Genomic DNA, 14,432 nt, shown 5'->3' with positions numbered 1-14,432 from the left:
AGAGGAGGGAAGAGAGTGGGTGGGGAGCGGGACGAGGGGCGGAGCCGGGGTCGGACGGGGCGGCGGTCCCCGTACGCGACCCCGGCCTCGTACGCGGGGTCAGCGCAGCCGGCCGGCGGCCTCCTCCTCGCTGAGGGCGTCGATCTCGGCGATCAGGAGCGCCTCGATCCGGGCCGCCAGGGCGGCCGGGGTGGGGCTCTCGAAGACGTCGCGGATCGACAGGTCGAGGCCGACGTCGGCCCGGATGCGGGCGGCGACCCGGGTGACCAGGAGCGAGTCCCCGCCGAGGGCGAGGAAGTCGTCCAGGACGCCGACCTCCGGCACGCCGAGCACCTCCCGCCAGAGGCCCACGACCAGCTCCTCGGCCTCGGTGCGGGGCGCCAGGCGCCCGGCGGCGGCGCCCGCCGGGCCCGGGTCGGGGAGGGCCGCGGCGTCGAGCTTGCCGTTGACGGTGAGCGGGAGGGCGTCGAGCAGGACCACCGTCTCCGGCACCATGAAGGCCGGCAGCCGCAGCGCCAGGTGCTCGCGCAGCTCGTCCGCGCCCGTGGCGGGGCCTTCCTCCGGGGCCGTGCGCGGGACGGCGTAGGCGACCAGCCGGCGCCCGTCGCGGACCAGCACGGCCGCGCGGCCGACGCCCGGGTGGGCGGTGAGGGCGGCCTCGATCTCGGCGGGCTCGATCCGGTGGCCCCGGATCTTCACCTGGTCGTCGGCGCGGCCGAGGAACTCCAGTTGCCCGTCGGCGCGCCACCGGACGCGGTCGCCCGTACGGTACATCCGGCCGTCCGGCCCGTCGGCGAACGGATCCCGCGAGAACGCGTCCGCGGTCGGTCCGGGCCGGCCCAGATAGCCGCGCGCGAGCCCGGCGCCGCCGACGTACAGCTCGCCCTCCCAGCCGGCGGGCAGCAGTCCGCCGCGCTCGTCCAGGACGTAGAGCCGCACCCCGGGCAGCGGGCGGCCGAGCGGCGGCCGCCGCTCGTCGGGCGCCCCCGGACCGGCGGGCCCGCCGGCGAGGTCGCCCGCCGTGACGATGACGGTGGCCTCGGTCGGACCGTAGGTGTTGACCAGCCGGACCGTGCCGCCGTGCCGCTCCCGCCACCGGGCGACGGCGTCGGCACGGGCCTCGGAACCGCCCAGCACCACCAGGCGCAGCGCCGGCGGCCACGGCACGCGGTCCCCGAGCGAGACCAGTTCCTGCCAGTACGCGGTGGGCAGGTCGAGCACGGTGACGGACCTCCCCGCGTCCTCGCACAGCAGGTCGGGCAGGGTCCGCCCGCCGCCCGGCAGCAGGACGACGCAGGCGCCCGCCGTCAGGGCGGGCCAGATCTCCTCGGCGTGGGTGTCGAAGCCGATGGAGGCGAACTGGACGATCCGGTCGCCCGGCCCCAGCCCGTACCCCTCCGGCCCGGCCATCCACCGGACGCGCTCCGCCAGCGCGGCGTGCTCGACGGCGACGCCCTTGGGAGCGCCGGTGGACCCCGAGGTGTAGAGGACGTACGCGAGGCCGTCCGGGTCCGTCCCGGGCGGCGCGCCCTCCGTGCCCCGCCCCGGTGCGTCCCCGGTCCCGTCGACGGCCAGCACCGGGACCCCGAGGTCCAGGGCCTCCGGGGCGGGGCTCTCGCCCCCGGTGAGCAGCAGGACGGCGTCCGCCTCGCCGAGCATCAGCCGGCGGCGCTCGGCAGGGTGCGCGGGGTCGAGCGGCAGATAGCCCGCACCGGCCTTCCAGATCGCCAGCAGGGCGGTGACCAGGGAAGGGGACGGCTCGATCAGGACCCCCACCACGCGCCCGGCCACCGGACCCAGACGACGGGCCAACGCGTCCGAAGCGCGGTCGAGTTCGCCGTACGTCAGGACGCTCCCCGCGCACTCCAGGGCGGGCGCGCCGGGCCGGGCGGCGACCTGCTCGGCAAAACCGCGCAGGACCGGGCGGGCGGGCCCGGCGAGGACGGGCCCGGTGCCGAGGGCGAGCAGCGCGGCGCGCTCCGCGTCCGGCAGCAGCCAGTCGCCGTGCAGCGGGACCTCCACGTCCACGACGGCCCGGGCGAGCAGGGCGCGGACCCGGCCGGCCAGCGCCTCGACCGTGGACCGCTCGAAGAGCTCCCGGTCGAAGCAGAACGACAGCGTCATCCCGCCGTCCGGGGTGCGCCAGCTGTCCAGCAGCAGATCGGTCTTGGCCCGGTCGAAACCGGAGTCCATGTGTGCCGTCCGGACGCCCGCGGGCAGCACCTCCGGAGCCTCGCCGCCCGCCGCCCCGTACTGGCTCTGGTGGACGAACACCGCCTGGTGGAGCGGCCCGGAGCCGGGCAGCGCGGGCAGTCCCAGCGCGGCGGCCACCCGCTCGACGGGCACGTCCTGGTGGGACAGCGCCGCCACCGTGGCGGCGCGCACCCGGCGCAGCACGGTGCGGAAGCCGGGGTCGCCGGTGAGGTCCGCGCGGATCACGCCGGTCCGGGAGAAGTAGCCGAGCAGGGCCTCGTGAGCGGTCTCGTCGCGCCCCGCCAGCGGGGTGCCGACGACGAAGTCGTGACTGCCCGTCCAGCGGGCCAGCACGCACTGGTAGGCGGCGAGCAGCACCATGAAGGGGGTGCAGCGCTGCTCGCGGGCGAGCGCGTCGATCCCGGCGACGAGGCCGGTGCCGAGGGCGAGTTCGACGAAGCCCGCCGGACGGGTGGGCTCGGCGGGCCGGGGGCGGTCCAGCGGCATCCGCAGGACGCCGACCCCGGCCAGGCGCCCGCTCCAGTACCGGAACGCCTCCTCGGCCGCCCCGCCGTCCAGCCTGGCCCGCTCGGCGAGGGCGAAGTCGCCGAACTGGAGCGGGAGCTCAGGAAGACCGGCGGGGCCCTCGCCGGTCTCCTCCCGGTACAGGGCGAGCAGTTCGCGCCACAGGACGGTGAACGACCAGCCGTCCGACACGATGTGGTGGACCACCACGCTCAGGGCGTGCTCGTCCGGGCCGGCGCTCACCAGGACGGCCCGCAGCGGCGGCCGTTCGGCCAGGTCGAAGGGGGCGTTGACGAAGGGGGCGCAGGCCGCGGTGAAGGACTCCTCCGCGGCGTCCGGTATCGACACCAGGGCCACGTCCACGTCCCGTACGGGCTCCACGAGCTGGACGGGCCGCTCGTCCTCCAGGGCGAACCGGGTGCGCAGCACCTGGTGCCGGTCGGTGAGCCGGGTGAGGGCCGCGCCCAGCGCCCGCGGATCGACCGGACCGGTCCAGCGCCGGTTCAGGTACATGTTGAACCCGGCGTCCTCCGGATGCAGTTGCTGGAGGAACCAGAGACGGCGCTGCTCGTCGGTCAGCGGACGGCGGACGATCGGGGTCGGGGCGGTCATGCGTTCCTCTCGCTCTTCACGAGGTCCCGCGGGGCCTCGCTCTTCACACGGCCTCGCAGGACCTCCAGGCCGAGCAGGTCGTCGGACTCGGCGTCCGGGACCTCGTGGTCGAACCGGGCCAGGACGGGGATGCAGAAGCTGATCAGGACGAGCGCGGCCATGGCGAGGCCGAACAGCAGGTAGAGCAGGCCGATGCCGCGCCCGTCGCCGGTGCCGATCAGCGCGCCGACGCTGGAGGCCAGCGCCCCGCCCTCGTCCATCAGGGGCTGGAGCAGCGCGGGCCCCGCCGGGGCGACCAGGGCGAAGCCGATCGGCAGGGTGGACCAGGCGACCATGGTGTTCACCGCGATCACCCGGCCGTGGAAGCGCGTCGGCACCTTCGTCTGGACGACCGTCGCGTAGATGCCGTTGAGCAGCGCGAGCCCGTAGGTCATGCCGAACGCGCCGGCGGCGACCACGGCCACCGAGGGCCGCAGGCCGGTGACGACGCAGGCGGCGGCGAGGCCGAGGGTGGCGATCAGCACCCCGCGCAGCCGCAGCCGCCGGGGCCCTCCCCACACCAGCAGGGTGAGCCCGCCGAGGACCGCCCCCAGGCCCGCCGCGGTGGAGACCCAGCCGGCGGCGGCGGTCGTCGAGAAGGACAGCACCAGCGGGGTGACGAGGAGGAAGAGCGGGGAGAGGAAGACGTTCAGGGCCGCGAACCAGAACAGCATGGCCCTGAAGTGGCGGCTGCCGAGCGCCCGCCCGAAGCCCGCCCGGATCTCCGCGCCGACGCTCTCGCGGCGGGTGGCTGCCATCGCGTCGGGGAAGCGCACCGCGAGGGTGACGCCGGTCGCGATCAGATAGCTGACGACGTCGAAGACCAGGATGCCGCCGAGGCCGACGGCGTGCAGGATGCCGACCGCGATCAGCGGCACGAGGAACTGCGCCAGGCCGAGGGCCATCTGGACCACGCCGTTGGCCCGGCCGAGGAACCGCTTGGGCACCAGCTGCGGCACCGCCGAGCCCCAGGCGACGCGCTGGAAGGCGAGCGAGGCGGAGAGCAGGGCCACCAGGACGTAGCAGTGCCAGACCTCCAGCGAACCGGTCAGGTGGAGCACCAGCAGGGCCGCCTGGGTCAGACCGGCCGCGACGTCGCCCCACAGCATCACCCGGCGGCGGTCGCCCCGGTCGACGACGGCGCCCGCCAGCGGGGCGACCAGGATGCTCGGCACCAGGCCGAAGGCGGCGAGCAGACCGAGGTGGACCAGCGAACCCGTCTGGAGGTAGATCCAGATCGGCAGGGCGAACTCGGTGAGGGCCGAGCCGATCATCGAGAGCTGCTGCCCGGTGGCCACGGCGAGGAAACGGGCCATGGTGGGGCGGACGGGCCGGCGCGCGCGGCCCCCGGACGGTCTCCTCCGCGGCCTCTCTTCCGGTCCCGCCTCCGGGGCCTCGCCCGTATCCGTTCCCGGGACCTCAGCCGTACCCGTATCCGTGTTCGTCCCGTCGCGGGAGACGCCGGCCAGCCACCAGGTGGAGCCGGGGGCGCGTTCGTGGCGGGCCTCCTCCCCGGCGGCGAGCGAGCGGTGGACCTCCGTCAGGATGACGGCCAGCTCCGCCGCGCGGTACTTGAGGTAGAAGTGCCCGGCCTCGTCCAGGACCACCACGGCGGCGGTCCCGCTGATCCGGTGCCACTCGCGGAACCGCTCCTGGTGGAACTCGGTCGCCGGATCGCGGTCGCCGCAGACGGAGATCACCGGCGCCGCGAGGGTGCCGCCCTCGCTCTCGTACAGCTCGCCGAAGTAGCGTTCGGCGCCCTTGGTCCCGACCCGGCGGTTGTGCAGGATCAGCCGCAGTTGCTCCTCGTCGACGTCGGCGACGTCCAGGCCCGCCGCCGACAGGGTGTTGATCATGCCCTGGTCGCTGCGCAGCCGGGCGGCCAGCTCGGCGAAGCGCTCGGCGAGCGCGGCGCCGCGGCCCTTCGGACGGGCGAAGGGGAAGATGCCGCCGAGGTGGAGGGCGTCGATCTCCCGGCCGGCCGCCTCCAGCCGGCGGGCGGTCTCCACGACGAGCCGGACCCCGACCCCGCAGTGCCCGTAGAACACGAGCGGGCCGGGGATCCCTGCGAGGACCTCCTCGGCGCAGAGCCGGGCGACCTCGTCGGCGTCCATCGGCTCCTCGCCCAGCTCGTGGCCGGGGACGGCGAGGGAGTACAGGGCCCAGTCGGCGGGCAGGGCGTCGGCGAGCGGCTTGTAGATCAGCGCGCTGCCGCCGCCGTAGGGGGCGCAGATGACGCTGGCGGTCGTCCTGACGCGCTCGGGGGTGAGCCGGTGGAGCAGGCCGCGCGGGCCGTCGTCGCCCCCGGGGGCGGTGACCCGCGCGGCGAGCCGCCGGACCGTGGGGTGCTTGAAGAGGTCCATCACGCCGACCGGGACGGCCAGGCCGGGGAAGGCGCGGCGCATCCGCGCGACCACCTGGGTGGCGAGGAGGGAGTGGCCGCCGAGCTCGAAGAAGTCGTCCAGCGCGCCGACCCGGGGGAGCTCCAGGAGGTCCGCCCAGATGGCGGCGATCACCTGCTCGGTCTCGCCCTCGGGCTCGGTGTGCCCGCCGCCGGCCGGGCCGTCCGCGGGCGCGGGCAGCGCCTTCCGGTCGACCTTGCCGTGGGCGAGCAGCGGGAACCGCTCCAGCACGACGTAGCGGGCCGGGACCATGTGGTCGGGCAGGACCTCGCCCAGGACGGCGCGCAGTGCGGCGGCGGCCGGGGGTTCGCCGCCGGCGGGACGCTCCAGGTAGGCGACGAGGTTCTGCCGGACGCCCTCGCCCCGGGCCAGGACCACCGCCTGGGTGATGCCCGGCAGGGCGGTCAGCGCGGCCTCGATCTCCCCGGGCTCGACCCGGTAGCCGCGGACCTTGATCTGGTCGTCGCCGCGGCCGAGGTACTCCAGCGTCCCGTCGGCCCGCCAGCGCGCCAGGTCTCCGGTGCGGTACATCCGCGGGCCGTCGTAGGGGCCGTCGTGCGGGGCGGGGGACGGGGCGTCGTCATGCGGGGGGCCGTACGGGGCGGCGTGCGGACCCGCGTACGGGTCGTGCAGGAACCGTTCGGCCGTCAGGTCCGGCCGGCCCAGATAACCCCGGGCGAGCCGGTCCCCGCCCACGTACAGCTCGCCGGTGACGCCCGGCGGTACGGGGTTGAGGGCCTCGTCCAGGACGTAGCAGCGGCCACCGGCCAGCGGTCTGCCGATGGGGGTGCTGCCCGGCGCGTCCGGGGCGCCGGCGGTGACCTCGTGGACGGTGATGCCCACCGTCGCCTCGGTCGGCCCGTAGTGGTTGAACACCGCGCACCGGCCCAGCGCGGCGATGCCCGCCGCCCAGGAGAGGCTGCTCGCCTCGCCGCCGAGGACCAGCGAACGGCGCGGCAGCAGCCGCTCCATCGGCGCGTCGGCGGTCAGCGCGGCCAGGTGGGAGGGCGTCATCTTCAGGTGGTCGATGCCGGCCCGCTCGATCTCCGCCGCCAGCTCCACGCCCGCGATCCGGCGCGGCAGCAGGTGCACCCGGCCGCCGGTCGTGAGCGCCAGGTAGAGCATGGTCATGCTGAAGTCGAAGGAGAGCGACTGCAACAGCCCGAAGGAGGCGCCCGGTTCGATCCGCAGGCGCTCGCTCACGCCCGCCAGGTAGTTGAGGAACTGGCGGTGCTGCACGGCGACGCCCTTGGGTGCGCCGGTGGAGCCCGAGGTGTAGATCACGTACGCGAGGTCGTCGGGGCCGGAGACCTCCTCCAGCGGGGTTCCGTCCTCCCCGGCCCCGCCTTCCTGGCTTCCGTCCGCTCCGGTGCCGTCCGCCGCCGCGCCGCCGTCGTCGGTCAGCAGCTCGGCCGCCGGATGGTCGCCGAAGCGTGCCCTCAGCGCCGTGTCGGTGACCAGGACCTTCGCCCCGGCGTCGGTGACCAGACGGGTGAGCCGGGCGGGGGGCTGCTCGGGGTCGAGCGGCAGATAGCCGCCGCCCGCCTTGAGGACGGCGACCAGGGCGACCGCCAGCTCGGCCGACTGCTCCAGGCAGACGGCCACCCGGTCGTCCGCGCCCACCCCCAGCGCCCGCAGCCGCCGGGCCATGGCCGTGGCCCGGCGGTCGAGGTCGCCGTGGGTCAGCGTGCGGTCCCCGAAGACCAGCGCGGGGGCGTCGGGCGTCCGGGCCGCGGCGTCCGCCAGCGCCCGGGTGAGCGTGGCGGGCCCGTCGTCCGGCAGCGCGGGACCGGCGGCCCAGGTCTCCAGGACGGCCGTGCGCTCGGCCTCCCCGAGCAGCGGCAGTCGGCCGACCGGCAGCGCGGGTTCGGCGACGGCGGCCGAGGCCAGCAGTTCGAACCGCTCGACGAGACGCTCGGCGGTCCCGGCGTCGAAGAGGTCGGTGCGGTAGGTGAGCAGCCCGTAGAGGCCGCCGTCCGCCTCCTCGCGCATGTAGAGGGCGAGGTCGGCGTGGGTGGTGGTGGCCTCGTAGCCGAAGCCCTCGGCGGCCAGGCCCGCCGGACCCGTGGCGGGACCGGCGGCGCGGTCGCCGTAGTTCTGGAAGGCGAAGGTCGTCTGGAAGACGGCGGCGCGGCTGACGTCGCGCTCCACGGCGAGGTCGTTGACCATCTGCTCGAACGGCACCTCCTGGTGCGCGTACGCGTCGAGCGTCGTCTCGCGCACCAGGTCGACCAGCCGGCCGAACTCCAGGTCGGCGGAGAGCCGGGCGCGGATCGGCAGCATGTTGACGAACGCCCCGACCACGTTCTCGAGTTCGCGGTGGAGACGGCCGGCGACGGCGGACCCGACCGCGAAGTCGTACTGCCCGGTGTGCCGGCTCAGCAGCGCCTGGAAGGCGGCCATCAGCACCATGTACGTGGACGCGCCATGATTGCGCGCCAACTCGCTGATGCGGAGGGAGAGTTCTGTGTTCCAGCGGAATTCGACCGCGGCCCCGTCGAAGGTGAACAGCGGCGGGCGGGGCCGGTCGGAGGGCAGCTCCAGGGCTGGGACGCCGTCGAGCGCCTCCCGCCAGTACGCGCGCGAGGCGGCGAGATCACCGCTCTCCAGACGGGCCCGCTGCCAGGCCGCGTAGTCGCCGAACTGTACCTCCAGAGGAGGGAGTTCGCCGGGCTCGCCGTGGGCGTGGTGGGCGTAGCGGACGTCGAGCTCGCGGTTGAGGAGGTCGATCGACCAGCCGTCGCAGATGATGTGGTGCATCACGAGGGCGAGGACGTGGTCGTCCTCCCCGACGCGGACCACCAGGGCGCGCAGCAGGGGACCGGTGCGGAGGTCGAAGGGCTCCGCGATCAGCGCACCGAGCGCGGCGGCGGCCCGCGCGTCCGGAGGCGCACCGGTGTCGGTGCCCGGGGCCGTACCGGCGTCCGCGTACCGGGCGGTGAAGGGCGCGGGCTCGGCGATCCGGACCTCGGCGGTGCCGTCGTCGGTGGTGCCGAAGGTCATCCGCAGGCTCTCGTGCCGGGCCACCAGGTCGGTCAGCGCGGCGTCCAGCGCGGCACGGTCGAAGGGGCCCCGGAAGCGGCGGGCCGGCGCCAGCGTGTAGGCCGTGGAGCCGGGCGAGAACTGGTCCATGAACCAGAGCCGCTCCTGACCGCTGGAGAGCGGCGGCGCGGTGCCCGCCGGACGGGGGTCCACCACCCGGGCGGGGGTCGCTGCGCCGCGCAGCCGCCGGCTGAGCAGGGCGCGCTTGGTCGCGGACCAGTCGGGGGGCAGGTCCTGGAGATCGGTCATCGGGGTCCTGTTCGGGCGTTCGGGAGGACAAGGGAGGGAGGGAGGGGAGGGGAGCGGATGCGGGCACGTCGGGGCAGGGCACGGCCGGGCCGTGCCCTGGTGACGGGCGGGGGAAGGGGAGGGAAGAGGAGGAGCGGGCTACTGGCGCGCGCGGACGGCGGCGGCGATGCCGGCCGGGGTCGGGACGTCGAAGAAGACGTCGAACTCCACCTCCACGCCGAGCGCGTCGCGGATCCGGGAGGCGATCCGCACCACCGTCAGCGAGTGTCCGCCGAGGTCGAACAGATCGTCCTCGGGCCCGACGCCGGGCAGGTCGAGCACCTCGGCCCAGATCCGGAGCACCGTCCGGAGCGTCTCGTCCGTCCCTTCCGCCCCGCCGGTCTCGTCCGTCCCGGTTCCGGCGACCGTGTCGGTACCGGCGGGCCGCGGGGCCGGGGCCTCGCGCGCCGGTACGGGCAGGGCCCGCCGGTCCAGCTTGCCGTTCGGGGTGAGCGGCAGGCGGTCCACGGTGAGCCAGCGCTGCGGGACCATCGCGGCGGGCAGCGTGCGCAGCAGGTGGTCGCGCAGTTCGGCGGAGGCGGCCGGAGGGGCGCCGTCGGCCGGGACCAGGTAGCCGGCCAGGAACGGCTCGCCGTCCTCCTCGGTGTGGACGGCGACGGCGGCCTGGGCGACGGCCGGGTGCTCCAGCAGGGCGGACTCGATCTCGACGGGCTCGATCCGGTGCCCCCGGATCTTGACCTGGTCGTCGATCCGGCCGAGGAATTCGAGTGCGCCCTCCGGTGTCCGGACGGCCTGGTCCCCGGTGCGGTAGAGCCGGGTGCCGGGCGGGCCGAAGGGGTTCGGCACGAAGCGGTCGGCGGTGAGCCCGGGGCGGCCGAGGTAGCCGTGGGCGACGCCGTCCCCGCCGATCAGGAGCTCCCCCGGGATGCCGAGCGGGGCGGGGTTCAGCCGCTCGTCGACGACGTAGACCTGGGTGTTGGCGATCGGCCGGCCGATGCCGACCCGTTCGGGCCGGGCGGGGAGTTCGGCGCAAGTGGACCAGATGGTGGTCTCGGTCGGCCCGTACACGTTGAACAGCCGGGCGGTGCGCGCCCGGAGGTCGCGGGCGAGCGGCAGCGGCAGCGCCTCGCCGCCGGCCAGGGCCGTGACGGCGGCGAGCGCCGCGGTGCCGGGTCCCGCCGCGAGCATGACCCGCCAGCCGGACGGGGTGGCCTGGACGTGGGTGACGCCCTCGGTGCCGATCAGCGCGAGCAGCCCGGGACCGTCGACGGCGAGGCCGTCCGGGGCCAGGACCAGCCGGCCGCCGGTGACCAGCGGCAGGTACAGCTCCAGCGCGGAGATGTCGAACGAGAGCGAGGTCAGGCCGAGCCAGGCGTCCCCGGGGCCGGAGCCGAGCCGGTCGGCGAAGGAGGTGAGCAGGTTGACCAGCGCCCGGTGGCCGACCGCGACGCCCTTGGGGCGGCCCGTGGAGCCGGAGGTGTAGAGGACGTACGCCACGTCGTCCGGTCCGGGGGCCGTGCCCGGCTCGGAGGCGGCCCCGGCCGGGTCCTGCGCGGACGGCGCCGGGAGCCGCAGGACCGCGGGGGCGGCGTCGGCGACCGCGGGCGGCAGCTCGCGGTCGGTGAGCACCAGCACGGCTCCCGAGTCGCGCAGGACGAGGGCGAGCCGCTCGGCGGGGTAGCCGGGGTCCAGCGGCAGATAGGCCGCACCGGCGGCGAGGGTCGCGAGCAGCGCGGCGGGCAGGTCGGCGGTGCGGCCCAGGTGGAGGGCGACCAGGTCACCCGGCCGGACGCCCCCGGCGCGCAGCGCTCCGGCCAACTGGTCGGTCCGCTCCATGAGTTCGCGGTATCCGAGGCGGCGGTCGACGGCGCTGACCGCGATCGCTCCGGGGGTGGCGGCGGCCCGGTCGCGGACGAGGTCGAGCACGGTCCGGTCGGCAGGATAGGGGCGCTCGGTGGCGTTCGGGCCGGTGGTGACGGCCCGGAGCTCGGCGGCGTCCAGGAGCGGCAGGTCCGGCAGCGGCGTGCCGGGCGCGGTGACCGCCCCGTCGAGCAGGGTGCGGTAGTGGCCGGCGATCCGCCGCGCGGTGTCGGGGGCGAGCACGGCGGGGTCGTACTGGAGGCTGAAGTCGAGCCGCCCGCCCGGACCGCCGGGGCCGCCCGGACGACCAGGGGCACCGGGGCCGTCCGCGGTGCCGGGGGCCTCGACGATCTGGAGGTGGAGGGTGTTGCGGGCGGTGCGGTTGTGCACGGCCCAGGCGATCCGGGCGCCGGTGCCAGTGAAGTCCGGGTCCGGTCCGCGCCGGCGGTAGCCGAGCGAGACAGCGGTCAGGCCCACCCGGGGTCCCAGGCCGGCGACGACCGACCCGAAGGGCACGCCCCGGTACGGGTAGCCGCCCCGCAGCTCCGCCCGGACGGCGGAGGCGAAGGCGGCGAAGGTCTGCGGCGCGCCGTCCGGGGAGGCGCCGGCGGCCGGCGCGTGGACCGGCAGTTCGTTGACGAACATCCCTATCTCGTCACGGAGTTCGGGCGTGCGCGTGGAGAACGGTACGGACACCGGGACCGCCTCGCCGCCGTAGCGGCGCAGCAGTGCGTGCAGGGCCGCCAGCAGGAACTCGAAGACGGTGGTGCCGGTGAGGGAGGCCGCGGCGGCCAGCTCGCGGGCCGCCGGGCCTTCGAGGTGCCACTCGACCGCCTCGCCCGCCCCGGCGGCGGCCGGGGTGCGCGGCGCCCCGGGCAGGACCGGTTCGGTGGCGGCGGCCCAGCGCGGGCCGTACCACTCGGCGGCCTTCCGCACGGTGTCCGGGTCCGCGGCCGGAGGCGCGGCGGGGGTGGAAGGGGGCGCGGGGAGGGGTGCGGCGCGGTAAGCGGCTGCGAGGTCCCGGGTCAGGACGTCCTTGGAGTTGCCGTCGAAGACCGAGTGATGGGCGGTGACCAGCAGTTCGGCGCTCCCGTCGACGCGCCGGTACAGGGCGAAACGACTGAGGGGACCGGTTTCCAGCACGAACGGACGGGCGGCCTCCTCCTCCAGGGCTTTCTCCAGCTCGGCCTCGTCCGCAGGGGCTTCGAGGCTCGCCAGCTCGGGACGGCGTGCGGCGGGCTCCTGCCGGACCCGGCCGCCGCGCTCCACCAGCCGGGCGGCGAGGGACGGATGGCGCCCGACCACGGCGTCCACCGCGCGGGCCAGCGCCGTCGTGTCGACCTGGTCGAAGGAGATCCGCACGGGCACGTGGAACGCCTCGCGGGCCAGTCCCAGCCGATCGGTCAGCCAGACCCCCTGTTGGGCCGGGGAGGCCGGGACGCGGTCGGGCGGGGAGAGGACTTCGGACATCGGCAGCTCGCTTAGGACGTCGGAGCAGGGTCGAGGAACAGCGCGGACGGACGTGCGGGCGCGGGGGCGCGCACGGCGGTGCTTCGGTCGCCGGTGGCGTTCTGCGGCGGCCGGGTTCGGCAGCGGTGCGGGTCTCGCCTGTGGCCGGCAGATCCATCCCCCCGGGGACCTGCCGCGGCCGTGGACGGACAGGGCCGCAGGGCGCGCCGGGATGCCCCGAGGCGTCTGGTATCTGCGGTCCCGCCCGATGAAGGTCATTGGTCCAGACCTGTCGAGAGATTCGCACAACCTCCACACACCGTCAAGGGTCGCCCACCGTCCGGAATCGGCCATCATGTCCGCGTCGCTTTCCGTCCGTCTGCGCGTCGGAATCCGTGTGTATGATCAGCCCTGACTGAGCGTCAACACCCTTCTGTACAGAGGTGGATCGGCGAAGTACGGATCTTCCCGCAGAGCACTGACGCGATCGTCGATACCCAGGTCAGCGCACCTGTGATCCGGATGATCCCGGCGCCCGGCCGCCCGCGGAGACCGGGCGCGCGCGGACGTCGCCCTCCATGCCTCCGTGGCGGGTTTCGGCGAGGACGACAGGGCACCAGAACCAGCCGAATCGCTGTCGTACGGAGTTTGGCCTCATGGCGACGGGGCAGACGAAAAGGCTCTCCGGCCGACGACCGAACCGCTCCCTCGGGAGCGCCCGGAAGCGCACAGGAGCGACCGGATCCGTGACAGGGGCGGCGGCGCGGGTGGGCCACCCGGTCGCGGTGGCCGCGCAGGAGGTCGTGAGGGGGGGCGGTCGCCCCGGCCGGGTGGCGCCGCGGCCGGAGCCCGCGAGGGGGCTGCCCCCGTTCCGTACGGGAACAGCCCCCGCTCCTCACCCGTACCGGAGGACCGTCACGGGGTGACGCAGACGATCGAACCGACCGGGTGGTCGTTTCCGGTGGACGTCGCGGTGAAACCGAAGGTGACGCTGCCGTCCGGCGGGACGGTCCGGTTGTAGTCGACGTTCCTGACGGTGAGCGTGCCGTCGGTGCCGGTGGTCAGGGCGCCGTTCCACAGACTGCTGATCCGGGTGCCGGTGCCCGGTGTCCACCGGACGGCCCAGCCGTCGCGCGCCGTCGTGGTGTGGTTCATCACCTCGACGGAGCCCTGGAAGCCGCCGCTCCAGGAGTTGACGACGGTGTAGACCGCCATGCACCCGGTGTGCGGATCGGTCGGCGTCGGGGTCGGAGTCGGCTCCGTGGGAGTGGGAGTGGGGGTGGGGGTCGGTGTCGGGGTCGGGGTGGTGCCCGAGCCGCGGATGCCGGTCACCTCGCCGTTGCCGCCGTCGAAGACGATGTCCGAGCAGGAGAAGAAGTTCTCCTGGCTGTCCGAGCGGACCCACTGGATGAAGAGGACCGCGTCGCCCGAACGCCCCGAGGGCAGGTTCAGGTCCCAGTGGTAGTGCCCGCCGTCCGTGCCCGGGGAGCCCGTCTGCGGCGGGTCGGTCACGGTCTGGATCAACTCCAGGTCGTCCCAGCCCAGTTCGGTGGCGGGGGAGTAGCCGGGCTTGGAGAGGTACACCCGGAAGGAGCCGGGGTGGGCGGCCCAGTTGCTGTGCTTGACCTGGATCGTCCGCCCCGAGGTCAGGTGCGTGCGGGGCCAGTCGGAGCGGGCCGCGTTGTAGCCGGTGAAGTCGTACGGCGACCGGTTTCCGGCGCTGCACAGCGTGCCGTCCGGCACGTAACCGGCGCCGCGTCCGCCCGCGTTGGAGTCGAGCACGGCGAACCAGTTGTACAGCGAGTTCGGCCCGCTCTCGGCGAGCGCCGCCTTGCAGGCGGGGTTGGTCGGGTCCAGGCTTCCGGTGCCGGTCTTGGCGTCCACCCAGCAGAGGTAGGTGCGCGAGCCCGGCATCATCGTGACGCCGTGCGCCTGCGCGCTGCTCTGGCCCAGCAGGGTCAGGCCGATTCCGGCGAGCAGGGTCGCGAGCACCGCCGCCAGGGAGGCGAGTCGTTTCTTGCGTCCAGCCATGGTGTCTCCTGTGCGTGTGTGAGAGGCGGG

Annotated in this window: 4 protein-coding genes; all 4 read right to left on the bottom strand. The window is 75.2% G+C overall.

What is annotated here, in order from left to right; all coding sequences use genetic code 11:
• Window positions 1-99 precede the first annotated feature (99 nt).
• On the bottom strand, window positions 100-3,330 hold the full coding sequence (locus tag IE326_RS21845; protein ID WP_190042711.1) for a non-ribosomal peptide synthetase: 3,231 nt from the start codon (window positions 3,328-3,330) through the stop codon (window positions 100-102).
• On the bottom strand, window positions 3,327-9,062 hold the full coding sequence (locus IE326_RS21840) for a non-ribosomal peptide synthetase/MFS transporter (protein WP_190042710.1): 5,736 nt from the start codon (window positions 9,060-9,062) through the stop codon (window positions 3,327-3,329). The genes IE326_RS21845 and IE326_RS21840 overlap by 4 nt, the downstream gene beginning before the upstream one ends.
• A 138-nt stretch (window positions 9,063-9,200) precedes the next feature.
• Complete coding sequence (locus IE326_RS21835) at window positions 9,201-12,392, bottom strand: non-ribosomal peptide synthetase (protein ID WP_190042709.1); 3,192 nt, start codon at window positions 12,390-12,392, stop codon at window positions 9,201-9,203.
• 894 nt (window positions 12,393-13,286) lie between these two features.
• Entirely contained in the window at window positions 13,287-14,402 is a 1,116-nt protein-coding gene (locus tag IE326_RS21830; RefSeq protein WP_190042708.1) for a lytic polysaccharide monooxygenase, read from the bottom strand.
• Window positions 14,403-14,432 lie beyond the last annotated feature (30 nt).

This window comes from Streptomyces filamentosus, assembly GCF_014654895.1.
GTDB lineage: Bacteria > Actinomycetota > Actinomycetes > Streptomycetales > Streptomycetaceae > Streptomyces > Streptomyces filamentosus.
The sequence above is the reverse complement of the archived record's forward strand: the minus strand, read 5'-3'. Positions and strand labels throughout refer to the sequence as shown.

Coding starts and splice junctions, on each gene's coding strand:
- IE326_RS21835 (WP_190042709.1), bottom strand. CDS start 12,392: ATGTCCGAAGTCCTCTCCCCGCCCGACCGCGTCCCGGCCTCCCCGGCC.
- IE326_RS21830 (WP_190042708.1), bottom strand. CDS start 14,402: ATGGCTGGACGCAAGAAACGACTCGCCTCCCTGGCGGCGGTGCTCGCG.
- IE326_RS21845 (WP_190042711.1), bottom strand. CDS start 3,330: ATGACCGCCCCGACCCCGATCGTCCGCCGTCCGCTGACCGACGAGCAG.
- IE326_RS21840 (WP_190042710.1), bottom strand. CDS start 9,062: ATGACCGATCTCCAGGACCTGCCCCCCGACTGGTCCGCGACCAAGCGC.